This is a genomic window from Nitrobacter sp. NHB1, from assembly GCF_036964665.1.
Taxonomy (GTDB): Bacteria; Pseudomonadota; Alphaproteobacteria; order Rhizobiales; family Xanthobacteraceae; genus Nitrobacter.
The window spans coordinates 246,460-270,530 of sequence record NZ_JBAMDA010000001.1; the positions used below are offsets into that span (position 1 = coordinate 246,460).

Genomic DNA, 24,071 nt, shown 5'->3' on the forward strand with positions numbered 1-24,071 from the left:
GTGACCAACGTACGGCTCATCGCTCGGCTCGACGTCAAGGGCCCCAATCTGATCAAGGGGATTCATCTTGAGGGACTGCGCGTCATTGGCGATCCCCAGGAGTTCGCGCGACGCTATTACGAGCAAGGCGCAGATGAACTCATTTATATCGACATTGTTGCGAGCCTTTACGGGCGAAACAACTTGATGGACATCGTTCAGCATGCGGCCCGCGATGTCTTCGTGCCGATGACCGTTGGCGGGGGCATTCGCAGTTCCGACGATGTTCGTGATCTGCTGCGTGCCGGCGCGGACAAGGTTACGATCAATACGGCGGTGGTGAAGCGGCCTGAATTGATCACCGAAGTCTCGCGTCGCTTCGGCTCGCAATGCATGGTGCTCTCGATCGAGGCGAAATCGCGCAGCGATGGCCGCTGGGAGGTCTATACCGATTGCGGTCGCGAACGTTCGGGTATCGATGCCGTTGAATGGGCGCAGCGCGGTATCGAGCTTGGCGCCGGCGAAATTCTGCTGACTTCGATCGATCGCGAGGGAACCCGGAAGGGTTTTGATGTGGAGTTGACCAAGGCTGTAGCTTCTGCCGTGTCCGTTCCCGTTGTAGCAAGTGGAGGATACGGCGAGGCGCGTCATCTTGCGGAGGTTGTTTCGGCCGGCGCGGACGCGGTCGCGATCGCGGACGCGCTCCACTACAATCGCGCGACAATATCTCAGTTGAGAGACGTTGCGCGTTCCCAGAACATTCCGGTGAGGCAGACGTGAGCAGGCCGGAAATTACTGTCATCGACTACGGCATTGGCAATCTCTTCAGTGTGAAGCGGGCGCTGGAGTACTGTGGTGCGAACGTCAGGATGTCGTCGAAAGCGGCCGATATTGTTAATGCCGATCGACTTCTATTACCCGGCGTCGGCGCCTTTGCCGACGGCATGCAGGGATTGCGCGATCGCGATCTTGTCGAGCCGCTGACGCAATTCGCCGCGACGGGGCGGCCGTTGCTCGGTATCTGTCTCGGAATGCAAATGCTGGCGACTGCCAGCGAGGAATTCGGCGAGCATCAGGGGCTTGGATTGATACCTGGACGCGTCAAACAAGTGCCGTTACGGACCGTTGAGGGTAACCCTCACAAGATTCCTCATATCGGCTGGAGTGAAATATTTCCAACGTCGGACGGTGGCTGGAAGGGAACGATGCTGGAGGATACGGCGGCGGGTGCGCCGGTCTATCTCGTACATTCATTTCATCATGTTCCGGAGAATCCCGCACATCTGCTTGCCGACTGCGACTATGGCGGGCATCGCGTGACGGCGGCCATTCGCTCGGGTCCGATATTGGGAGCGCAATTCCATCCGGAAAAGAGCGGCAGCGAAGGCCTGAAAATGATGGCTGCGTTTCTTCGGCTATAAGCACGCGCAGTATCCGACGTGAAATTCTTTCGAGCCGGTGCTATCTATGCGGGTGCCAACGTGGCGTCCGCGGCGGTGCCGTTTCTGCTTTTGCCGCTGCTGACGCGGGTGCTTGCTCCCGCCGAATACGGGCACATTATCGCGTTTTCGCTACTGGTGACGTTTTGCACGCCATTTGCGGGACTGGGTATGCATTCCGCGGTAGGCGTCGCCTGGTTCACGATACCGCGCGCCGAAATACCGGCTTACAACGGTACGGCTCTGGCCCTCGCCATCGGCACCACGCTGCTGGTGGCGCTGCTGGTTGCCCTCGTTGTCACGACGGTGCCTTCACTGGTTGCCGACCTTCCCGCGCCGTGGGCGTCCGCGGCGGCATTGACCGCCGGCGCGAATGTTATTTTGCAATGCCGTCTGGTGCTTTGGCAGAGTCAGCAGCGGCCGTTCAGAAATGCGATTCTGCAGGTGACGGCGAGCGTGTTGAACGTTGGTTTGTCGTTGATTGCGGTTCTCTGGCTTGGGTGGGGAGCTGGCGGCCGCAACGCGGGGATTGCGTTGTCCGCCGTTGCGATGGCGTCCGTGTCGCTCACTATATTCACGCTATCGCGCGATGCCGTCTGGTCGATCCGTGCCGATGATTTGAAACACCAGATCGGCTACGGGCTACCGCTGGTTCCCCACGTGCTCGCCGGCGTTCTGCTCGCAACCATCGACAGATGGATGGTCTCGACTCAACTCGGCCCGAAGGTGCTTGGCATTTACGGCGCCGGCGCCCAGCTGGGAATGGTGATGGCCATTCTCGCCGATGCTTTTGTCAAAGCCTATAACCCCTGGCTTTACGCAAAATTGGGATCGGGTAGCACGAGCGACAGGCTTCGTGTCGTGGGAGCGATTTATGTCGCCGCGCCAGCCTTTTTGTGCCTGGCGATTGTGATCAATCTTGGCTTGCACTGGACCAGTGGTCTTTTGCTTGGTGCGCGCTATGCGGAAGCTGTGCAGATGCTTCCCTGGTTTGTGCTCGGCGGCGCCTTCAGCGGCGTCTACTTCTGCACCTCCAGCATCTACTTCTTTCGAGGGCGGACAGGCTTATTGGCATCGTCCACGGTGAGCGCGGCGACAATAGGCTCCGTGGTGGTCTGGGGACTCGTCTCTAGCCTTGGCATGCAGGGGGCGGCGATGGGATATGCCGCCACACAAGGCATTCTTGCCGTATTCGCAACCGTCATCGCGATCAAGAGTTTTGATTTGCCTTGGTTCGAAGTCCGCCGCGCGGTGGGTGCGTTATTGCATGATGCCACCGTTCCAAACTCTCTTGAATCTTCCAACTTTCAGGATCGCTTCTGATATGACAACGAACTCTTCCGCTCCCGCGGGTTTGCGGGCGGCTGTTATCGGCCTTGGCCGCATGGGAATGCGGCACATCGAGGCTATCACGGGTATTGGAATGACGGTTTGCGGCGTGTCCGATATCGCGGAGCAGGCCCGCGCCACCGCATGCGAAACCTGGAAGCTCGATTCGTCTGCAAGCTTCGCCGACGGAGTTGAAATGCTCCGGAGCGTCCGTCCGGATGCTCTCGTGGTAGCGACAACGGCACCATCGCACGCTCCGCTTGTCGTGGCCGCGGCCGAAGCCGGGGTGCGTTTCATCCTGTGCGAGAAGCCGATGGCGACCTCGCTCGCCGAGGCACGGGAGATGATGAACGCGTGCAACCGTTCAGGAACCGTTCTGGCGATCAATCACCAGATGCGCTTCATGGAGCAATACACGCGGGTAAAAGCCTTGATCGGGTCTGAGCAACTCGGGCCGCTTGCCAGCGTCGTGGTTGCGGCCTCGAATTTTGGATTGGCGATGAATGCCAGTCACTATTTCGAGATGTTCCGGTATGTCAGCGGCGTTTCCGTTCAATCGGTCAGCGCCTGGTTCGAAGACGCCAAACTTGCCAATCCGCGCGGCGCGCAATTCGAAGACAGATCGGGCCGCATTCTCGCCCACAGCGAGGGTCCATCATTGTATCTCGATTTTTCTGTCAACGCCGGCAACGGTATCAATGTCGTTTACATCTGCCGCTACGGCCAGATCGTGGTGGACGAATTGAACGGCACCATGCGCGTGGTTGCCCGAAAGAGCGAATTCCGCGATCTTCCGACAACCAGATACGGCATGCCGTCCGACATTCGCGCGGAGAATATCGCGCCCGCAGACGTGGTGGGGCCGACCAAAGCGCTTTGGGCGGCGCTTCTTGCCGGGCAATCCTATCCAGATGGCGAAGCTGGGCTTCATGCACTGGCCTGCTGTATTGCTGCACACGTTTCGCACGAAAAGAGCGGGAGTGCAGCGGCGATTGGCGAGCAGTCGTTGCCTGTTGCGCGCCGGTTTCAATGGGCCTGATTTGAGATCTGAGCAGCGATCATGAAAAAGTGGAAAATTGCAATCGTTGGCGCAGGATACATGGCGCAGGAGCATGCACGGGCGATGCGCTCCATGGCCGAGGTGGAGATCGTCGGCGTTTGCGGCCGCACGCGTTCGCGCGCCGAAGCACTTGCGCAGACCTATTCGATGCCCGTCTACAGCAGCGTTGCCGAGATGTACCAGGCCACGCGAGCCGATGCCGTCGTGGTGACCGTCAACGAGCTTTCGATGCCGGAAGTCTGTGCCGCATGTTTCAGATTTCCATGGATATGCCTTCTCGAAAAGCCGGTCGGTGTGGATTTGCCGACCGCAACGAGAATTCTGGAGCAAAGCCGCCAAGCCGGAAACCGCTCCTATGTCGCGCTCAATCGCCGTTCGTATTCAGCCACGAGGCAGGCGCTTGCCGAACTGGCGGTGGATGAGAGCCCGCGGTTGATTTCGGTGCTCGATCAGGAAGATCAGGAAGCGGCGCGCGGTGCGGGCCAGCCTGAGGAGGTCGTTCGCAACTGGATGTATGCGAATTCGATCCATCTCATCGATTATTTCAGTTTCATGGCGCGTGGTGACGTCGTTTCTGTCGAGCACGGGGTTCCATGGTCACCAGAAGCGCCGAGTTTCGTCGCTGCGTCGATCCGGTTTTCGAGTGGCGACGTCGGCGTATATCAGGCCGTCTGGAATGCGCCGGGCCCGTGGTCGGTAAGCGTGACAAATCGCAACCTTCGTCTGGAGATGCGGCCAGTCGAGAAACTTGCCGTTCAGCGGCGGGGCGAGCGCCGCCTGACGGAGATTGAACCCGAAGCCATCGATTCTGAATACAAGCCTGGTCTGCGTTACCAGGCGGAACAGCTTGTCGAAGCTCTCAAGGGGCGCACACCGAAACTCGCTTCCCTTGAAGATGCGACACGATCGATGGAGCTTTGTGCACGGATCTACGGATTGAGTTCTTCTCGTGACTAGCAGAGAGGAGCGAGCGGTACGGCTGAAGAAGCTGCTTGCGCTCGAGCGTCGGCACGACCTTTTCGCATATCGGATCGACGGGTGGTCAGCTTGGCGCGTGATGAGAAATCCGGTCCATTGGATGGTCGCGGACCTCCCGTTCTCGACTCGAAGCAGGCCGCTCTTCTCCCGCGTTGTCGAGGCGTTGATTGGGACTCTGAGGCTGCTATGGCGTCTGATCGTGGGTGGCCGAAAGGAACTGCTGGTCAAGACTTGCCGTTCTGCTCTTCGGGCGAAAAGTGGCGACAAATACGAAGATCTGCATTTCGATAGTCTGCTTCGCCGTGGCTATTCCTGTATCAAGCTTGAAGAGATCAACTCGCCCGACTTCGAGATGCAGGCAGCCGGGGCCTGGCGGCCCGCCGACCTCAATCCGGTGGTATTCACATTTTGGGGACGCGTTCTCGGCCGGCTATTTCCAGCCGACGCGATGCCGTTCTGCCGGTTTGTCGCGGAGTGTCTTCAATCCGAGTTGCAGGTCGCAGTAGATCCGCACTGGCTGCTGATGCGAATATCGACGGTTGTCTGGCAGGCGAGGCTTTATGGCGTTCTTCTTGCCCGCATAAAACCCCGCGCGGTTTTCGTTTCCGATACCGGTGAGTACGGATTACGACTCGCTGCGCATCGCGCAAATGTCCGGTTCATCGAAGTGCAGCACGGCGTGTTCGATGCAACACAGCCCGACGCTATTCCGTTGTGGGTTGAAGGATCGGTTGCTGAGTTGATCTTGCCTGATGTTCTTGCTGCCCGCGGGGGATATTGGGTAGAAAAGCTGGCCACGACACGGCAGGGCCGTGATCATGCCGTCGCGGTCGGCGACGCAATGACGGACTCGGCGAGAGCGAGGCGGGCGGCCAGGGTCAATGATAGCTGTGTTCGCCTTGTGCTGACATCCCAGGGGCTCGATACGGAACGACTCGTGGCATGGATCGACGAGTTGGCGCGTTGTGCGCCGTCCTCTCTGGATTGGTACCTATCGATCAAGCTGCATCCCCTCTATGATTCCAGTCCGGAGAAGTTCGCTGCGCTGAAATCTCACCAGAGAATCAAGATTATATCGGCTGCTGAGCAGCCGAATGTCTTTGATTTGTTGGCCGACAGTGATTTGCATCTGACGATCGCGTCGGCGTGTCACTTCGATGCCGGTGCAATCGGCGTGCGGAGCGCCATCATCCCGCTTGATGGTCATGAGCTTCTGGCTGATACCGTCGATGGCCGTCTGTTCTATCGAGCCGTCAGTCCGCAGGCCGTTTGGGACATCGTAGCGAGTCCTTCATCGTTTAATCCCGTCGAGTCAAATCGCTTCTCTACGCCGGGTTACGTGGACAATCTGGCTGCCTTGCTGCCAGCCATGTCTCTCGACCCGCTCAGACAAGAACTGAAGCAGGCGCGACATTGAGTTCTTCCCAAATTTTGTCTGTTGACGAGCCAGCTTTACCAATGGGGGCTCGAACGCAGCAGCGACGGCTGATGATCGTATTTGCTACGGTATCCTTGTCGGTCACAATGTCGCTTGGGCAGTTCGGCAGTTTCGAGCGCGGGTCCCTACAATACTGGCTCATTGTCGCGCCGGCTTTGCTGTTCCCTCTGCTCGATCTCCATGAGCTTCTGAAAACCCTGTTCGGCAGGGCCAAATTGCTGTTGATCATGTTACTATGGGCAGGCAGCTGGTGTTTCGTTATGGGCGATGCGCGCGCCGCCATGCAACTGTGCGCGCTGGTTCTGGTGTTGGCATGGATCTCGACGGATCAGGCGGAGATCGACGTCCGAGATCTGGTTCGGCTCTATCTGTTGCTGGTCTTGATTGGTATTTCCGTCAAACTTCTGTCGGACTTCAACCACTATGGCTTGATACCTGGATTTTCCGACCCAACCTATGGCCGGCTGCGAGTCTCGTTCTATCCGAATGTGGCATATACCGGAATCCTCTCGTTGGCGATGTTGATGGTGCTGACCAGCAGCAAGCAATGCGCGAAGAGTCATCGGATTGCTTTGGTTATTGCGGGTTATTTCCTTGTGTTCTCATTCGTGAGGGCGGCGCTGCTCGCGGCGCTGATTTACCTGATCGCACGATATGTCTTCGGAAAGTACCGCAGGCCAAGGCCAAGGCGCTTGTTTTGGGTCGCGGTCATAGTAGGGTTCGGGTTTAATTTGGCCATCTTCTTGTCGGCGCCAATTCTATATGCGCTGCAAAACAACGATCTGGTCTCGACGCTTCTTTTACGCGGACAAACCAACCTGTCTATCAGCGAAATTCTCTACCAGTTATATCGCCCGTGGTTATGGAGCGCTCACCTGCATCTGTTTTTCTCCAGCCCGGGATGGATGGGTTGGGGATCATCTTATCAAACCATGCTCGATGCAGGCGGCACTCCGATTGCCACCACCGGCTCGGAATCCCTGCCGACCCGATTGCTGGCAACCTACGGCATCGCCGGCGTGCTATTTACGTTCTATCTGGTGCGGCGACTCCGTGTGCTGACGTTGCGTGATGACCGCTGGGCTTGCGCATGCTTTCCGGCAATTTTCGTTCTGATGATGAATTGGGGAGGTGTCTTTCATCCCACCGACGGAATGTTCATCATCCTGACGCTGATGATCACGAGGGGCTCTGCCGGATTCGTCGGTCGTTCGCCGGTTTTACCGTTACCCAGGTATAACTCATGAAAGTTTTGTATATCGACAGCGACGGCCCGCTCGGCGGCGCGTCGCGAAGCTTGTTTGAGGTGGTGCGGCAGCTGTCCAAGGGCGCAGTTGATCCGTATTTCGTCGCGGTTGAGGGGACGGCGCTGGAATTCTATCGGCAGATCGCCAAGGACAGCGTCACCACGCGAGGCCTGACCAAGTTCGATAATACGCGATATAGCCATTATGAGGGTGTCCGGTGGCTGGTCCTGTTACGTGAGCTATTCTATTTGCCCTTCACGGTGGCCGTTTTGCTGCGGGCCAAGCGGACATGGAACCGGGTTGATCTGATTCACATCAATGAGTTCCTGGGGATCATTCCGGGCATGATGGCCAAGCGCCTGTTTCTGGCTCCACTGGTCGTGCACGTTCGCTCGCTCGCATGGCAGGATCAGCGTTCATTACGGTGCCGCTGGCTGAAGAACAGGCTCAAGGCCAACGCATCTGCCGTTATCGCCATCGATCAGAATGTTCGTGCCACGCTGCCGACGGATATCGACGTCGATGTGATTCAAAACTCCTTCACACCGAAGGTTCTTCCGAACCCCGATCTGGTCATGCTTGAGAAACTCGACGCGTTGCCTCAGGGCGCGCTGAAAATAGGCTTCGTCGGTAACCTGCACCGTTCGAAGGGAATATTCGATCTGCTCGAGGCGGCGAAGCTCGTCAAAGCGACTGGCCGCCACGTCGAATTCCTGATCGTCGGCGGGGTCACGGTGTCGGACAAGGGATTGAAGGCCTGGGCGCTGAATCGCTCCGGGCTCGCCCAGAACGTTCAAAAGGAAATATCCGAGCGCGTGGAAGCGGAAGGGTTGTCCGATATCTTCCATCTGCTTGGACCGACTGTCGATATCCAGCGAATCTATGAGCGCATGGATGTCGTAGCGTTTCCTTCGCATTTCGATTCGCCAGGTCGTCCCGTATTCGAGGCGGCATTTTCGTCGGTTCCTTCGATTGTCGCGGTCGAAAATCCCTATCCCGATACGCTGGTGAATGGAGAGACGGGATTGGCGATCCCGATGAGAAGTCCGCAAAAGTTGGCCGAAGCCATCATTCATTTCGCCGACAACCGTGGCGACGTGCGCCGGATGGGTGAAAATGCCAAAAGGCTAGCGGAGATGAATTTCAATCCCGAAAATAACGCTAAGAAGCTGCTGGCGGTCTATACCCGTGTTCTAGAGAACGGCCGTTCAGGTCAAACTGCCTGAATCTGGAAGCGAAGATGCCCATACCGTCAAAGCGCCCTTATATGATTTGCACAAACTGCATCATGGATACCTCGGACTCGAACATCACGTTCGATTCACGTGGTTGGTGCGACTACTGCAACAACCATCATCAGAATATCCTGCCCAGCTGGCATCCCGACGAGCGTGGCGAGCGCGAGATGCTGGCCGAGGCCGATAGAATTCGGTCGGAAGGCAAGGACCGCGATCATGACTGCATCATTGGCGTCAGCGGTGGCGTGGATAGCTCGTATGTTGCTTATCTGGCCAAGGAAAAGCTTGGTTTACGGCCGCTGATTTTCCATGTCGATGCAGGCTGGAATTCGCAGCAATCGGTCAACAATATCGAGAAGATGGTCGACGGGCTCGGTCTTGATCTCCATACCGAGGTGATCGATTGGCAAGAAATGAAGGATTTGCAGCTCGCCTTCTTCAAGGCGCAGGTGCCGCACCTGGATACGCCGCAGGATCACGCTTTCTTTGCCGCACTCTACAATTTCGCGGCCGCCCATGGTTTCAAGTACATCATTACGGGCGCCAACTATTCGACGGAATGCGTGCGCGAGCCGCTCGAATGGCACTATCACGCCACCGATCTTCGGCAGTTGCGCGACATTCACCGCCAGTTCGGGACCCGGCCGCTGAAGACGTTTCCGCTCACGGATATCTTCACCTACCGGATCTACTATCGCTTCTTCAAGGGAATGCGCGTCGTTAAGCCGCTCAACAATTTCCCTTACGTCAAGGACGTCGCGATGCAGGAGCTGGCCGATCGTTTCGGGTGGCAGAAGTATGCGCACAAGCATTACGAGTCGCGTTTTACCCGGTTTTACGAGGGATACTGGCTGCCGACGAAATTTGGCTTCGACAAGCGCCGCGCGCACTTTTCCAGTCTGATCCTCACCAAACAGATGACCAGGGACGAAGCGCTTCGCAGGATCGCCGAGCCAGCCTATGACGCGGACGCGATCGAGCACGAATTTGAATACATCGCTACCAAACTCGATCTGACGGTCCCCGAACTTCGGACGTTGATGGCGGGGCCGAACAAGAGCTATCGCGATTACAAGTCGATGATGCCGCTGATCGATCTGGGGACCCGTGTCCTGCGTATCCTCGGCGTGCAAAAGATGGTCGTTCGATGATTGCGATCGTCGATTACGGCCTAGGCAACATTGGCGCCTTCGTCAATGTCTACAACAAGGCCAACATCAAGGTCGTCGTTGCAAAGAACGCTGATGAGCTCAAGGGCGCGTCGAAACTGATTTTGCCCGGAGTTGGGCATTTCGATCACGCCATGGAGTTGCTGCAGCGGTCGGGCATGCGCGACACGCTGGATCGGCTGGTGCTCGACGACAAGGTGCCGGTGATCGGCATTTGCGTCGGAATGCAAATTCTGGCGCGAACAAGCGAGGAGGGGACGCTGCCGGGGCTCGGCTGGATCGACGCCGACGTCAAGGCATTCAAGTCGTGGGAGGCAGCCAGAAACATGCCGCTTCCGCATATGGGCTGGAATGACATGCGTCCGAGTAGCGAAAGTCCGCTGTTCACGGGCCTCGAACGCGACGCGCGATTTTACTTCCTGCACTCGTACTACGTGAACTGCGACCGGCAGGACGACGTGCTGGCGAGCTGCGACTATGGCGCGGAATTCAGTTGCGCGGTCCGGCACGCCAATGTCTATGGTGTTCAGTTTCATCCCGAAAAGAGCCATAGCTTCGGCAACCGGCTTCTCAAGAATTTTGCGGAGCTCTGAACCGTGCTGAGACCAAGGATTATCCCCTGCCTGCTGGTCCATAACGGCGGTCTGGTCAAGACGGTCGGATTCAAGCAGCCGAAATACGTCGGCGATCCGATCAATGCGGTGAAGATCTTCAACGAGAAGGAAACTGACGAACTCGCGGTGTTCGACATCGATGCGACGGCGAACGGCGCGGAGCCTGATTTCCGGATGATTGCCAATCTGGCCGCCGAGTGCCGGATGCCGCTTTGCTATGGCGGCGGTGTCAAAACCGTCGAGCAGGCGAAGCGCATTGTGGGTCTCGGTGTCGAGAAAGTGGCTATAAGTTCGGCCGCGATTGAAACACCCGAACTGATCGGCGCGGCGGCGCAGGAGATCGGAGGGCAGAGCGTCGTTGTCGTCATCGACGCCAAAAAGGACGGCCGTACCGGGGATCATCAGGCGTGCACGCACAACGGCACCCGTTCGACCGGCCGGTCGGTGATCGATGTCGCGAAACAAACCGAAGCGCTGGGTGCCGGCGAGATCGTGATCAATTCGATCGATAACGACGGGATGATGAAGGGTTATGACCTGGCTCTCGCTGTCGAGGTTCGAAAGGCCGTGCGCTTGCCGGTGACGTTTCTGGGTGGCGCCGGATCGTTTGCGCACATGGAGGCCGTGGTCGCGGCCTGCGGCGTGGTGGGCGTTGCGGCCGGCAGCTTTTTCGTGTTCAAGGGGCCTTACAAGGCTGTCCTAATCAGCTATCCTTCCGCCGAGAGGAAAGACGAGCTTGTTCGCGTCGCCGCTTCCGGTCCGGCGCTTAACCCGGACCGCATTGCGTGACAAGCATCAAATTGCGTGATGGGACCGATCGGCGGCACGTTTCCTTGATGAAGGCCCGGATAACCCATGTTCAATGACAAAGTATTGCTGATTACGGGCGGGACAGGGTCGTTCGGCAAGGCCGTGTTGAAGCGGTTTTTATCGTCTGGCCAGCGCGAGATTCGGATCTTCAGCCGCGACGAGAAAAAGCAGGACGATCTCCGCAAGCGATATCCCGACCCCAAGCTGAAATTCTACATTGGCGATGTCCGGGATTCGCGCAGCGTGGGTGCTGCGATGCGCGGTGTGGATTACTGTTTTCACGCAGCCGCATTGAAGCAGGTGCCGTCCTGCGAATTCCACCCGATGGAGGCGGTGCGGACCAATGTCCTCGGGACTGAAAACGTGCTCGAAGCCGCGATCGCCTCGGGCGTTAAGCGCGTCGTCTGTCTGAGCACTGACAAGGCGGTTTACCCGATCAATGCCATGGGCATATCCAAGGCGATGATGGAAAAGGTCATGATTGCGGTTTCGCGCAATCTGGACGACACCGTGATTTGCGGTACGCGCTACGGAAACGTCATGGCGTCGCGTGGGTCGGTGATTCCGTTATTTGTCGAGCAGATCATGGCCGGCAAGCCGATCACCATGACGGACCCGGCCATGACGCGGTTTATGATGACCCTGGATGAGTCCGTCGAACTGGTCCTCCACGCATTCGTCCACGGAAACAACGGCGATATTTTCGTGCAGAAAGCGCCAGCAGCGACGGTCGCGGTGCTGGCGCGGGCGCTGGTGTCGCTGATGGGCAAGCCGGACCATCCGATCGTCGAGATCGGAACCCGGCATGGCGAAAAACTTTATGAAACGCTGTTGAGCCGCGAGGAGATGAGTCACGCCGAGGATCGCGGTGGTTATTACCGCGTTCCGGCTGACGGTCGCGATCTGAACTACACGAAGTTCGTGGAGGAGGGAGAGCGGCGTATCAGCTCCGAGCATGACTATAACTCCCACAATACCACGCAGCTCGATGAAATCGGTATGAAGCAGCTTCTTCTCAAGCTCGATCTCGTGCAGCGCGTTGCACGTGGCGATAACGTCGTGATGGACGACTGAGACCATGAAAATCGTCATCACGGGCGCCGACGGCTTCATCGGCACGAATCTCCGCATCCGACTGCGAGAACTCGGCCATTCCGACATCGTGCGTATCACGCGCGAAACAACTTCCAAACAGCTCGCCGATGCGGTGTCATCCGGCGATTTCATCTTTCACCTTGCGGGCGTGAATCGTCCGAAGACCGAGGCAGATTTCCTGTCTGGTAACGCGGGATTCACGGACCGGCTGTGCGCCGCGCTGGCCGCGAGCGGCCGTTCCGCGCCGGTGGTGATGTCCTCGTCCACCCAGGCCGCGCTCGACAACCCCTATGGGCGCAGCAAGCTCGCCGCGGAAGAGCGGTTGCGCCGCTATGGCCAGGAGGCCGGAGCGAAGGTCTACATCTTCCGGTTGACGAACGTATTCGGCAAATGGGCTCGTCCGAGCTACAACTCCGCCGTCGCGACGTTTTGCTATAATGTCACGCGGAGTCTTCCGATCAGCGTTAACGATCCGGCGGCGGCGCTGCGGCTGATCTACATCGACGATGTCGTCGAGGCGTTCATCAAGTGCCTTGAAATGCCGGCGCCCCCCGCCGGCTTTGTCGATGCGTCGCCGGTTTACGAGACGACGGTCGGTGCAGTTGCCGACTCGATCCACGGCTTTGCCGAAAGCCGCTCATCGCTGATCAGTCCGCCGGTCGGCGTCGGCCTGATACGGGCACTCTATTCGACCTACGTCAGTTATCTGCCAGCTGAATCATTTGCCTACACGGTGCCGCGTTATGGCGATCAGCGCGGCATGTTCTCGGAAGTGCTGAAAACGCCGGACTGCGGACAGTTTTCGTATTTCACGGCGCATCCGGGCATTACGCGCGGGGAGCACTATCACCACACCAAGACCGAGAAGTTCATCGTGATCCGCGGCAAGGCGCGGTTCGGTTTTCGCCATATCGAAACCAACGAGCGCCATGACATTTTCGTTCAAGGCGGCGAGGGCCAGATCGTTGAAACCGTTCCGGGCTGGGCGCACGACATCACGAATGTCGGTGACGACGAACTGATCGTGATGTTGTGGGCCAACGAAATCTTCGACCGGTCCCGCCCGGACACGATTGCCATGAAGGTTATTGCGTGAAAAAGCTCAAGGTCATCACGATCGTCGGAACGCGGCCGGAGATCATTCGGCTCTCGCGCGTGATCGCGGTGCTGGATCGGCATTGCGATCACATCCTGGTCCACACCGGGCAGAATTACGACTATGAACTGAACCAGATTTTCTTCGATGACCTCGGTGTCCGCAAGCCGGATCATTTCCTCGACAGTGCCGGCTCTAACGCGGCCGAGACCATCGGCAATGTCATCGCCAAAGTTGATCGCGTATTCTCCGAGATCAAGGCCGACGCAATGCTCGTGCTTGGCGACACCAATAGCTGCCTTGCGGTCATTCCTGCCAAACGCCGCCGTATTCCAGTCTTCCATATGGAAGCAGGCAACCGCTGCTTCGACCAGCGTGTGCCGGAAGAGATCAACCGCCGTATTGTCGACCACATCGCCGACATTAATTTGACCTACAGCACGATCGCGCGCGACTATCTGCTGCGCGAGGGGTTGCCCCCGGATCTGGTCATCAAGACCGGAAGCCCGATGTACGAGGTTCTGACGCACTATCGACCGAAGATCGATGCTTCCGATGTTTTGGCGCGGTGGAATCTTTCGCCGGAGAATTATTTCGTCGTCAGCGCGCATCGCGAGGAAAATATTGAAACGCCATCGGCCTTCGCGAAGCTGGTGGCCGTACTCAATGCGGTTGCCGAGGATTACGGACTTTCGGTGATCGTCTCGACCCATCCCCGAACCCGGAAGCGTATCGATGAAGAACGGATAGCGTTTCATTCCGGGGTTCAGTTGCTCAAGCCGCTCGGATTTTCGGATTACGTCAAGTTGCAAATGTCTGCCCGCGCGGTGTTGTCCGACAGCGGTACGATCAGCGAGGAATCGTCGATCCTGAATTTTCCGGCCCTGAATTTGCGCGAAGCGCATGAGCGGCCCGAAGGCATGGAGGAGGCTGCCGTCATGATGGTCGGCCTTGACGTCGATCGTGTCCGACAGGGACTCGCTATTCTCGCGGACCAACCGCGCGACGAGCAGCGCGGGTTTCGGCTGGTCGATGATTATTCAGCCCCGAACGTGTCCGACAAAATCGTTCGGATCATTCACAGCTATACGGACTACGTGAACCGCGTGGTCTGGCGCAAGTACGATTGATGACATGCGGGCCGCGATTGATTCGATGGCAGTTGCAACAATCGCCACGTCTATCGAATCTCGTTTGGTCCGCATCTAGAGGCTGTTAGGGACCTGCGGCGAGTTGGGCTGCATTTTTGAGCATGATGCAGACGAATGCGATGAGGTGGATATCGGCGAGGGTCGCTGCGCATCGCTCGTAATCTCTGGCAAGGCGGCGGAAACGCGTCGCCCATGCAAAGGTGCGCTCGACCACCCAGCGTCTCGGCAACAAGACAAAGCTGCGCTTGGCTTGCGGAAGTTTGACGACGCTCAGTTCGATGCCGTGGGCGCCTGCGGCTGCCGCGGCACGTTCGCCGGTGTAGCCTTGATCGACGAAAGCGATCTCGACACTCTCGTCCGTCGCGGCCTGGATATCCTTGGCCATTTGGCCGACGGCGTCTCGATCTCCGACGCTCGCAGCCGTGACGTGGAGCGCGAGCATGTGGCCGAGCGTATCCACGGCCAGATGCAGTTTGGATCCCTTCTTGCGCTTGGCGCCGTCGTAACCGGCGCGGGCTCCGCTCTCGGGCGTCGAACGTAATGTCCGGCTGTCGATGATCGCCGCCCGCGGCTGCGCGTCATGCCCGGCCGCCAGACGCAGCAGCGCCCGCAAATCCTCCGCGAGTGCTTCAAAGCATCCCGCACGAAGCCAGCGTTGCGCCTGCTGATAAACCATCTTCCATGGCGGCAAATCGTTGGGCATCCATCGCCATGGCGCGCCTGTCTTCACAATGTAACGCAGCCCGTTGAAGACCTCGCGAAGCAGATAGCTTCGTTGTCCGACATTCTCCGGCAGCAACGTCAGGTAGGGCACCACCAATGCCCACTCATCGTCCGATACATCGGACGGATACGGCCTGCGTGATTCGCTCATCACGCAACCCTCAGAAGTTACTGTTAATCAGTCCCTAACAGCCTCTAGACGATGCGAATACTTTACATCACCCAGTGGTTCGAGCCCGAGCCGATCGTCAAGGGCATCGTGTTCGCCAAGGCGTTCGCCGAGCGCGGGCACCAGATCGAGGTCGTCACCGGTTTTCCGAATTATCCGTCCGGGAAGACCTATCCGGGATACCGCATCGGACTCTACAAGCGTGAGATTGTGGACGGGATTGTTGTTCATCGCGTGCCGCTCTATCCAAGCCACAACAGCTCGAGCGTCGGCCGTATCTTGAACTATTTCTCCTTCATGGCGAGCGCCGCACTGTTTGCGATGTTTCGCGCGCGCCGTTTTGACATTGTCTATTGCTACCCACCGATCACGGGCGGTCTCGCAGCCATTTTCGCCGGTTGGTTGTCGCGGCGTCCGTTCCTGATCGACATCCAGGACTTGTGGCCGGATTCGGTGGTGAAGTCCGGCATGACCGGCACGCGGAGGATGGAAAAAATCCTGAATCTGATGTGCAATTTTGTCTACCGACGCGCAGCTGGAATCCTGGCGCAGTCAAAAGGGATCAAAAGCCGCTTGATCGAACGCGGCGTCACGCCGGGGAAGATTTCCGTCATCTACAACTGGGCGGATGAACTCGCTGCGGCGCCGGCGGGCCTTGCTGACCTCACGCGCTACGGCTTCGAAGGTAAATTCAATATCGTGTACGGCGGCAACCTCGGGCGTGTGCAGGGGTTGGATGTTCTGGTGCGTGCGGCACACCTTGCGCGGCAGCGCGCCCCTGATTTGCAGTTGCTGCTGATCGGAGATGGCATCGAAAGTGACAATCTGAAGCAGCTAGCGCATGAGTTGGATGCGGAGAACATGCGGATCGCACCGGGCGTGCCGCGAAAGATGATCGGGGATGTGTTCGCGGCGGCGGATGTGCTGGTGTTGCATCTGTGGAACGATCCGCTGTTCAGAATTACGATTCCCCAGAAAACGCAATTCTACATGGCCATGGGCAAGCCGATCCTGATCGGAGTGGAGGGAGAGGCGGCGGAGTTCGTCACGACCGCGGGCGCCGGCGTTGCGGTGCCGTCCGACGATGTTGATGCGATGGCGGATGCGATGGTGCGGCTATCGCAGATGCCGCGCGAACGATTGGTGGACATGGGCCAACGTGGGCGCGAGGCTTATTGGCGGACATTTTCGTTTGCGACCGCGATCGCAGAGACCGAAGCCGCGTTCCATGGTGTGATCGAATCTGCACGTGGCAACAGTGCTTGACAGGCTTATGATGACGCGCGCGCTGATATGAAATCTGGACGAAGATGTGACTCTGTTGTTTGATTGAAGATAATTTGAGCGGGTTGGAAATACTGAGATCCTAATATGCAGTTTGCGACGAATTTCCGTCGGTAGTTCGGTAGGACAAGAGGAATTTCGTATGAATACGCACTCCGGTTCCGGCGCTAACGAACGTGTACTCGACGATCGCGATCCGGACTATTGGGGAATGATACTCGACCTCGTTCCGCCTGTCCTGCGCGCGTGGAAGATCATCGTGGTTGCGACGATCGCCGCTGGCGCGCTCGCCTACTTCATTGGCTTGTTTAACGTTTCGCACCCGCCCAAGGTATTCACCAGCATGACCTACATCGGGCCGCTGGATGCGGCCAAGGCGACATATGCCGGGTCGGTTCTACGTTCAGTGCCGGTCATGAAAATTGCCTTGGAGAAGTTTGCGAATTATCCGGTGCCGGGAACGTCAGATCGAGAACGCGGTGCACGTCTGGCTAGCGCCATTCAGTTTTTTCCCGCAATGGCATCGGATCCAAAGCAACCGTCGCTTTATGTGCTGGCAGTCTCGGATTCCGATCCGGCGCGAGCGCAGGCGATTGCCTCTTCCCTTATCGACGCCTGGCTTGCGACGACCAAGCCTCAACCGGAAGCAGCCGCACGGCTTGGCCGTCTCCTGAAGGCCACCGAGACACAGATCTCGGATCTGTCAACGCTCATCAACGAGCTCCTGAAGCATCCCGAGTTGCTCGGGTCGAAGCCCGGCAATATGCCTGCAGATGTCGCGTCTCTCATCAAGCTTCGCGCTGACAGCATGGAGAAGGTTGAAGGCATCAAGAGCGAACTCGCGGGAATCGGCGCGGATGTCATCTTTTCGCCGCCGACGATGCCGGACAAATCGGTGCCGGATGCACCCGGGCTTTCGCCCTGGCGGGCGGTTCTTAAGGCAATGGGCGTTACCTTTGCAGCATTGCTGGTGATCGTCTTGCTTCGCCACATTGTGCTGTTGAACGTGAATAGCCCAATCTATGGATCGAAAATGAAACGCATTTGCCAGGCCCTGCCATGGCGGAGGGCCAGGAAAAGCGTGTCTTGAGCGGCGCATGTCCCTTCGGATTCTAGTTACCGGCGCGTCCGGCTTTATCGGCTCGGCGCTTGTTCCCGCGCTCGCCGCGGCGGGACACCACGTCCGCGCTGCATCTCGAAAGCCTGTTGCGGTCGGGGATCGTATCGAATATGTCGCGCTCCCGGATTTCGAGAGCGAGTTCGACTGGAATCCGTTTGTCGCCGATATCGACGTCGTTGTGCACCTTGCCGCCATCGCGCATCGTCAGGGTGGCGACGCGGTCGACTACGACAAGGTCAATCGCGGAGCGGCGGTTAGCCTGGCTCAGGCATGTTCACGCCATCAGGTGCGGCGCCTGGTTTTCCTGTCCTCGATCGGTGCGCAGACCGGCTCAGCATCCGATTTGGTTCTGACGGAAGGCGACGAGCCGCATCCGGTGACCGGATATGATCGGGCCAAGCTCGCGGCGGAGGACGCGATCCGAGATAGCGGCGTGCCACACACGATCCTCAGGCCAGTGATCGTGTATGGTCCGCATGCGAAGGCGAACATAGCTTTTCTGCTCCGCATTGCATCTTTACCGGTTCCTTTGCCGTTCGGTTCGTTGCGAAACCGGCGCTCGCTGCTGGCGGTTCGCAACCTCGTGGACGCGATCATGTTGAGCCTCGACAGCCCGGCAACACTCAACGAAACCTTTGTCGTCGCCGATCCCGAGCCGATGTCGATCGCGGGCATCTTCACCTGCCTTCGCGCGGCGACCGGACGGCCCGCTGGACTCTTTCCCGTTCCAGCCGGCCTGATCGCCGGATTGCTCCGCCTTACCGGGCGGACGTCGCTCTGGGATCGCATTGGACGGGATCTCGTGGTCAATCCAGCTAAACTGCTCGCAGCCGGATGGAAGCCGTCCCTCACCACGCGCGAAGGCCTTCGTGCGATGGTTGAGAAGTCGCAGACGTGACGGCGTTCGTATCTGGCCGTGCTGCTACAGAGCCGGCCGCCGCACTTTCGAGAACCTGAACAGGATGAGCCCGACAACGGCGGCGCCCGCGATCAATGCGATAATTTTAACCGCAGGCGACGTCACCAACGTTGAGGAGATGGCCAGCGCGGCCAGCACGAGATTGAGTCCGAACACGGTTCCGACCACATCGAGAACCGAAAATCCGTTATTCGTCGCGCGCTGATAGTAGTGCGACCGGTGCGCCGCCCAAATTGTCTCGCCGGCGAACAGCCGGCGCAGCATCGTGATGGTGGCATCGGCAAGATAATAGAGGGGCAGTAGCAACGCGGCGGTGAGCTGGCCGCGATAGGCGAGCTCGAGCAGGGACCAGCCAAGCAAAAGGCCGATGGGAAGACTGCCGACGTCGCCGAGAAAGACTTTTGCAACCGGCCGGTTGAATGGCGCGAAACCAATCAAGGCGCCGCCGAGCGCGCCGGCAACGATCACGGTCATCGGTGGCAGGTGACCCAGCAATCCCAGCGCAACGATCGCCCCCGCAATGGGGACGGCTTCCGCGACGGTCATCCAGTCCAGTCCGTCCATGAAGTTGACGAGGTTGACGAACCAGACGCCGGCCAGCAGCAGGACGCCGCGCTCGATCCAGAGCGGGCCGAGCGGGAAGATCCGGACGTCGCCGGGCCACGTCGACAGGATCGCTCCCACCGCGATCGCCTGGGCGAGTAGGCGGGCCAGAACCGGAAGCGACCTGATATCGTCCGCCGCGCCTACAATGGCGATAAAGAATGTCGCACCCAGCGCATAGAAGGAAGCTTCCGTTCTCGCCACGGCCGCGAACGCGACGGTAGTGACAAGCGTTGCGGCGATGACGGCGATCCCGGCGCCTTGTGGCGTCGGAAGCTTGTGGGAGGACCGCGCGTTTGGCTTTGCGAGCGCGTAGCGCTGCATCAAGGGCATCAGCAGCCACGTCAGGGCGAACGAGAGAGCTGCTGCGACGACGATGGTCAGCAACGACGAAAATTCCCAGGATGAGTCCACGGCCAGCCGACAAGCTCCAACGGTACGACCGGCCATATAGCCTTTTTGGCATTTGCGGTCGAGCCATCGCTGGGTGCCCGCTCAGGTCATGAAGTCGATGTTGATTGTCACGGTTTCATCGGCCCGAACCTGGGCCGGTCGTTGCAATGAGGTGTTGATTTTGTTATCGTTTTTTTGGTTAAACGCATCGCTTTCCGTTTCCGGCCGGCTGAGCGGGACCAGGTTTGTTGGCGAGAAGGTTGAGGGCGAATGATCAGGTTCGGAATTCTTGGATGTGGCCGCGTCTCGAAGCGCCATTCCGATCTGCTGGGCGGCAAGCACATCAATGGTGCATCGCTAGTGGCGGTCTGCGATCCCGTGCGTGAGCGGGCTGATGCCCTGGCGGCGCGATACGGCGTCCCGGCGTTCTACGACATCGACCAGTTCCTCGCATTGAAGGACATGGATGCGGTTTCGGTGTTGACGCCGAGCGGCATGCATCCGCCGCACGTCATCGCCTGCGCCAAGGCCGGCAAACATGTTGTTGTCGAAAAGCCGATGGCGCTTCGGCTCGAAGACGCCGATGCCATGATCGCGGCTTGCGACGAGGCCGGCGTGAAGCTGTTCGTCGTCAAGCAAAACCGCTTCAACGTTCCCGTCGTCAAGGCTCGCGAGGCCTTGGAGGCCGGCCGATTCGGCCGCCTGATCCTCGGCACCGTCCGTGTGCGCTGGTGCCGCGATCAGGCTTACTACGATCAGGACGAATGGCGGGGCACGTGGGCGTACGACGGCGGTGTGCTGACCAACCAGGCCAGCCACCACGTCGACATGCTGGAATGGTTTTTCGGCGATGTCGTCAGCGTCCATGCGCGAGCGATAACGGCACTTGCCAAGATCGAGACTGAAGATACCGCGGTGGCGACCCTGAAGTTCCGCAATGGCGCGCTGGGGGTGATTGAAGCCACGACGGCTGTGCGACCGAAAGATCTCGAAGGGTCGCTGTCCATTCTGGGATCGACCGGCACGGTTGAAATCGCAGGCTTTGCGGTCAACGAGATTCGTCACTGGCTGTTTGCGGAAGAGCTCCCGCTCGACCGCGACGTCATGGAAAAGTTTTCTGTGAATCCGCCGAACGTCTACGGTTTCGGTCATCACGCCTATTACGACCATGTCGTCGATTGCCTCACCAACAAGACGGCCGCTTTGGTCGATGGCCTCGAAGGCCGCCGCAGCCTGGAGTTGATCTCGGCGATCTATGAATCGATCGAAACCGGGCTTGAGGTGCCGCTGCATTTCACGCCGAGGCTTTGCAGGCTCGGTCTCGCATCATGAACACCCCGACGGTTCTTCATGTCGGCGTTCGCAACGTCGAGTTCGGCGCGCGGGTGAAGATTGTTGAGCCATGCAATATCTACGACTGCAAGATCGGTGACGACTGTTTCATCGGGCCTTTCGTTGAAGTCCAGAAGGGCGTCGAAATCGGTGCGCGAACCCGCGTGCAGTCGCACGCTTTCGTTTGCGAACTCGTCTCGGTCGGCGAGGATTGTTTCATTGGACATGGCGTCATGTTTGTGAATGATACGTTCTCGACGGGCGGCCCCGCCCGAGGCCGCAAGGAGCTGTGGCGGGAGACGAAAATAGGCAATCGAGTGTCGATCGGTTCGAACGCCGTGATCATGCCGGTCAGTATTTGCGACGACGTTGTGGTGGGTGCCGGTGCAGTTGTTACGAAAGATATCGACGGGCCTGGCGCATACGCCGGAAATCCCGCGCGCAAACTTGCTCGCTGTCACGCTGTGACCACAACAAGAGAGTGAGTCGATGGCGATTGCCATTCCTTATGCAGATCTTCAACTGCAGTACCAAAGTATTAAGAGCGAAATCGATGCCGCAATCGCCGCGGTAATTCATGACAGCGCTTTCATTCGCGGGCCGTTTGTGGACGCCTTTGAGAAGAAGTTCGCCCGTGCTGTCGAGGCCGTGCATTGCGTGTCATGCGCCAATGGTACAGATGCGCTTTATCTCGCCATGGCGGCGCTCGACGTGCAGCCGGGCGATGAGGTGATCACGACCGCGCACTCCTGGATCAGTACGTCCGCAATGATCACGCATGCGGGTGCCAAGCCGGTGTTTTGCGATACGGATGCCACTACCTTCACGATTGATCCTGCGGCCATTGAAAGCGCCGTCACGCCGCGGACGGTAGGAATCATCCCGGTGCATCTCTATGGTCAGCCGGCTGACATGGACGCGATCATGGCGATCGCGCGAAAGCACAATCTGTGGGTGATCGAAGATTGCGCGCAGGCTCATCTCGCGCGCTACAAGGGCAAACAGGTCGGCAGTTTCGGCCACGCTGCCACGTTCTCGTTCTACCCGGGAAAGAATCTCGGGGCGATGGGGGATGCCGGCGCGATAGTCACAGGAGATACGGCCCTAGCAGAACGAATGTCGATGCTCGCACGGCATGGCGGACTGGTCAAACACCAGCATCGCATCGAGGGGATCAACAGCCGGCTTGATGGCCTTCAGGCCGCGATCCTATCCGCGAAGCTCCCGCATTTACCCTGTTGGACCGATGCGCGCCAAACGGCGGCGGCTGTTTATGATGCCGGATTGAATCAGATTGAAGATGTGACGGTGCCTGAAGTTGGCCCCAATCGCACGCACGTTTATCATCTTTACACCATCCAGCATCCAAGGCGCGACCGGCTCGCGGCTTACCTCAAGGACAATGGCGTTCAGACCGCGATCAACTATCCCGTCGCGCTGCCGTTTCTTCAGGCTTACGAGCGTTTTCGCCATACGCCCGAGCAGTTCCCGAATGCGCACCGTCATCAGAGCCGCATTCTGTCGCTCCCAATGTTCGCAGAGATTACTGCCGATCAGCAGCAAGCCGTTATCGGGTTGATCCGGTCATTCAGCTAGCATTTGCTCGGAGGGGGATCGGCGAGTCCGAAAGCTGTGCCTGGCTCATGTTGCTCCACGGCCGACGCCTTCATAGATAAAGTTGAGTTCGGCCATTTCACGGGGCTGATAAATGTTACGCAGATCGACCACGATCGGCTGGTTCATGATGCGTTTCAGGCGCGGCAGGTCGAGCGCGCGGAACTGGACCCATTCGGTCACGATCACCAGCGCGTCGGCGCCTTCCGCGCAGGCATAGGTGTCGTCGCAATAGTCGATATCGGGGAGTTCGCGCCGCGCCTCCTTCATGCTCGCCGGGTCGAAGGCGCGAACGTTTGCCCCCATATCGCAAAGGCTGGTGATCAGCGGGATCGACGGCGCCTCGCGCATGTCGTCGGTGTCTGGCTTGAACGCCAGTCCCAGCACCGCGATCGTCTTGTTGCGTAGACTGCCGCCGAGCGCGTTCGCCACCTTGCGCGCCATCGCGCGCTTGCGGTTGTCATTGACGGTGACGACCGACTCCACGATGCGAAGCTGGGTGTCGTGATCTTCCGCGATCTTCACCAGCGCGCGGGTGTCCTTGGGAAAACAGGAGCCGCCATAGCCGGGGCCGGCGTGCAGGAACTTGGCGCCGATGCGATTGTCGAGACCGATTCCGCGCGCGACCTCCTGGATATCGGCGCCGACCTTTTCGGACAGGTCCGCGATTTCGTTGATGAAGGTGATCTTGGTCGCAAGGAAGGCGTTGGCCGCGTATTTGATCAGTTCGGCGGTGCGGCGCGCGGTGAACATCATCGGCGCCTGGTTGAGGGACAGCGGCCGGTAGATGTCGCCGAGCGCCTTGCGGCGCCCTCGCGTAAAAATTCGGGATTGGACGCAACTTCGGCCGATGGATTGGCCTCGCGGATCAGGCGTTCCACCTCGTCGCCGGTTCCGACCGGCACCGTCGACTTGGTGACCACGACAGTGAATCCGCGGACGGAGGCGGCGATCGCGCGCGCCGCGGGCTAGGAGACCTGTGCGCGGGTGGGTGTAGACGGCGGTTCTGATTGCTGATTCTATGGGCTTTCCGGAGAGGAGAGCGGGACGTGGCGCATCGTTCGATAGGTCAGGAGCGGTTCGGTTTTGCAGGTCACACGGGGCCGGCATCATCGCTCGATGAGATCGGCAAGTTGGTTGATTGGTGCCCGATGGCGATTCTTCTCGATCCGCTCTATGCGGCTACCAAGGGCGAGCCCGCCTGGCCGCCGCTAGCTATGTTCAAGGCACTGCTGCTGTCGATCTGGTACGACCTGTCGTGAAGCTGGCAG

The 24,071-nt window shown here is 58.8% G+C and carries 23 protein-coding genes and 1 pseudogene; 21 read left to right on the plus strand and 3 right to left on the minus strand.

The annotated features are described in order from the left end of the window. The 14 genes from hisF to wecB all read left to right on the plus strand — a co-directional run bounded on the left by hisF (position 1) and on the right by wecB (position 14,622). Entirely contained in the window at positions 1 to 759 is a 759-nt protein-coding gene (gene hisF / locus V4R08_RS01180; RefSeq protein WP_335577657.1) for an imidazole glycerol phosphate synthase subunit HisF, read from the plus strand. Next, the gene (gene hisH, locus V4R08_RS01185; RefSeq protein ID WP_335577658.1) at positions 756 to 1,400 is read left to right on the plus strand and encodes an imidazole glycerol phosphate synthase subunit HisH; all 645 of its coding nucleotides are present in this window, start codon (positions 756 to 758) and stop codon (positions 1,398 to 1,400) included. Before hisF ends, hisH (V4R08_RS01185) begins: the two co-directional genes overlap by 4 nt. 18 nt (positions 1,401 to 1,418) lie before the next feature. Further along, positions 1,419 to 2,741 (plus strand): lipopolysaccharide biosynthesis protein, encoded by a 1,323-nt coding sequence (locus V4R08_RS01190; RefSeq protein WP_335577659.1) that lies wholly within the window; start codon positions 1,419 to 1,421, stop codon positions 2,739 to 2,741. Between the two features lies 1 nt (position 2,742). Continuing rightward, positions 2,743 to 3,786, plus strand: coding sequence for a Gfo/Idh/MocA family protein (locus V4R08_RS01195; RefSeq protein WP_335577660.1), 1,044 nt, complete (start codon positions 2,743 to 2,745; stop codon positions 3,784 to 3,786). Between the two features lie 21 nt (positions 3,787 to 3,807). Then, positions 3,808 to 4,764, plus strand: a complete 957-nt coding sequence (locus tag V4R08_RS01200) for a Gfo/Idh/MocA family protein (protein WP_335577661.1) — start codon at positions 3,808 to 3,810, stop codon at positions 4,762 to 4,764. Positions 4,765 to 4,984: 220 nt separating this feature from the next. Then, a complete protein-coding gene (locus V4R08_RS01205) occupies positions 4,985 to 6,202 on the plus strand; it encodes a hypothetical protein (RefSeq protein WP_335577662.1) in 1,218 nt (405 codons plus the stop codon). Next, on the plus strand, positions 6,199 to 7,470 hold the full coding sequence (locus V4R08_RS01210; protein ID WP_335577663.1) for a hypothetical protein: 1,272 nt from the start codon (positions 6,199 to 6,201) through the stop codon (positions 7,468 to 7,470). Before V4R08_RS01205 ends, V4R08_RS01210 begins: the two co-directional genes overlap by 4 nt. Next, entirely contained in the window at positions 7,467 to 8,696 is a 1,230-nt protein-coding gene (locus V4R08_RS01215; protein WP_335577664.1) for a glycosyltransferase family 4 protein, read from the plus strand. Before V4R08_RS01210 ends, V4R08_RS01215 begins: the two co-directional genes overlap by 4 nt. 41 nt (positions 8,697 to 8,737) lie before the next feature. After that, positions 8,738 to 9,859: an N-acetyl sugar amidotransferase gene (locus tag V4R08_RS01220; protein ID WP_335580140.1), complete on the plus strand. Its 1,122-nt coding sequence runs from the start codon at positions 8,738 to 8,740 to the stop codon at positions 9,857 to 9,859. Then, positions 9,856 to 10,470, plus strand: coding sequence for an imidazole glycerol phosphate synthase subunit HisH (gene hisH / locus V4R08_RS01225; protein WP_335577665.1), 615 nt, complete (start codon positions 9,856 to 9,858; stop codon positions 10,468 to 10,470). Before V4R08_RS01220 ends, hisH (V4R08_RS01225) begins: the two co-directional genes overlap by 4 nt. Positions 10,471 to 10,473: 3 nt before the next feature. Next, positions 10,474 to 11,280 carry an AglZ/HisF2 family acetamidino modification protein gene (locus V4R08_RS01230; protein ID WP_335577666.1) on the plus strand — a complete coding sequence of 269 codons (807 nt, stop codon included), beginning with the start codon at positions 10,474 to 10,476 and terminating at the stop codon, positions 11,278 to 11,280. 66 nt (positions 11,281 to 11,346) lie between these two features. Next, positions 11,347 to 12,375 carry a polysaccharide biosynthesis protein gene (locus tag V4R08_RS01235; protein ID WP_335577667.1) on the plus strand — a complete coding sequence of 343 codons (1,029 nt, stop codon included), beginning with the start codon at positions 11,347 to 11,349 and terminating at the stop codon, positions 12,373 to 12,375. Positions 12,376 to 12,379: 4 nt separating this feature from the next. Continuing rightward, complete coding sequence (gene wbjC, locus V4R08_RS01240; RefSeq protein WP_335577668.1) at positions 12,380 to 13,492, plus strand: UDP-2-acetamido-2,6-beta-L-arabino-hexul-4-ose reductase; 1,113 nt, start codon at positions 12,380 to 12,382, stop codon at positions 13,490 to 13,492. Beyond that, entirely contained in the window at positions 13,489 to 14,622 is a 1,134-nt protein-coding gene (wecB, locus tag V4R08_RS01245) for a non-hydrolyzing UDP-N-acetylglucosamine 2-epimerase (protein ID WP_335577669.1), read from the plus strand. Before wbjC ends, wecB begins: the two co-directional genes overlap by 4 nt. Positions 14,623 to 14,707: 85 nt before the next feature. Here the strand turns inward: wecB and V4R08_RS01250 are convergent, their stop codons facing one another. Then, the gene (locus V4R08_RS01250) at positions 14,708 to 15,517 is read right to left on the minus strand and encodes an IS5 family transposase (RefSeq protein WP_335577670.1); all 810 of its coding nucleotides are present in this window, start codon (positions 15,515 to 15,517) and stop codon (positions 14,708 to 14,710) included. A 51-nt stretch (positions 15,518 to 15,568) separates the two neighbouring features. Between V4R08_RS01250 and V4R08_RS01255 the strand changes: the two genes are divergently transcribed. The 3 genes from V4R08_RS01255 to V4R08_RS01265 all read left to right on the plus strand — a co-directional run bounded on the left by V4R08_RS01255 (position 15,569) and on the right by V4R08_RS01265 (position 18,837). Next, positions 15,569 to 16,801 (plus strand): glycosyltransferase family 4 protein, encoded by a 1,233-nt coding sequence (locus V4R08_RS01255; RefSeq protein ID WP_335577671.1) that lies wholly within the window; start codon positions 15,569 to 15,571, stop codon positions 16,799 to 16,801. A gap of 112 nt (positions 16,802 to 16,913) precedes the next feature. Then, entirely contained in the window at positions 16,914 to 17,909 is a 996-nt protein-coding gene (locus V4R08_RS01260) for a hypothetical protein (protein ID WP_335577672.1), read from the plus strand. Positions 17,910 to 17,916: 7 nt separating this feature from the next. Further along, a complete protein-coding gene (locus tag V4R08_RS01265) occupies positions 17,917 to 18,837 on the plus strand; it encodes an NAD-dependent epimerase/dehydratase family protein (protein WP_335577673.1) in 921 nt (306 codons plus the stop codon). 24 nt (positions 18,838 to 18,861) lie between these two features. Here the strand turns inward: V4R08_RS01265 and V4R08_RS01270 are convergent, their stop codons facing one another. Next, a complete protein-coding gene (locus V4R08_RS01270) occupies positions 18,862 to 19,911 on the minus strand; it encodes an MraY family glycosyltransferase (RefSeq protein ID WP_442935609.1) in 1,050 nt (349 codons plus the stop codon). A gap of 213 nt (positions 19,912 to 20,124) precedes the next feature. On the opposite strand from V4R08_RS01270, the gene V4R08_RS01275 reads away from it, so the two are divergent. Genes V4R08_RS01275 through V4R08_RS01285 form a run of 3 tightly spaced genes read left to right on the plus strand, consistent with a single transcriptional unit; the run spans position 20,125 to position 22,782 of the window. Beyond that, complete coding sequence (locus tag V4R08_RS01275; protein WP_335577674.1) at positions 20,125 to 21,186, plus strand: Gfo/Idh/MocA family protein; 1,062 nt, start codon at positions 20,125 to 20,127, stop codon at positions 21,184 to 21,186. Then, complete coding sequence (locus tag V4R08_RS01280) at positions 21,183 to 21,671, plus strand: acyltransferase (protein ID WP_335577675.1); 489 nt, start codon at positions 21,183 to 21,185, stop codon at positions 21,669 to 21,671. Before V4R08_RS01275 ends, V4R08_RS01280 begins: the two co-directional genes overlap by 4 nt. A 4-nt stretch (positions 21,672 to 21,675) precedes the next feature. Further along, entirely contained in the window at positions 21,676 to 22,782 is a 1,107-nt protein-coding gene (locus V4R08_RS01285) for a DegT/DnrJ/EryC1/StrS family aminotransferase (RefSeq protein ID WP_335577676.1), read from the plus strand. A gap of 45 nt (positions 22,783 to 22,827) precedes the next feature. Here the strand turns inward: V4R08_RS01285 and V4R08_RS01290 are convergent. Then, positions 22,828 to 23,765, minus strand: a pseudogene (locus V4R08_RS01290) (UDP-glucose dehydrogenase family protein); the annotation flags it as partial. Positions 23,766 to 23,849: 84 nt separating this feature from the next. On the opposite strand from V4R08_RS01290, the gene V4R08_RS01295 reads away from it, so the two are divergent. Next, a complete protein-coding gene (locus V4R08_RS01295) occupies positions 23,850 to 24,062 on the plus strand; it encodes a transposase (protein ID WP_335577677.1) in 213 nt (70 codons plus the stop codon). Positions 24,063 to 24,071: the final 9 nt, after the last annotated feature.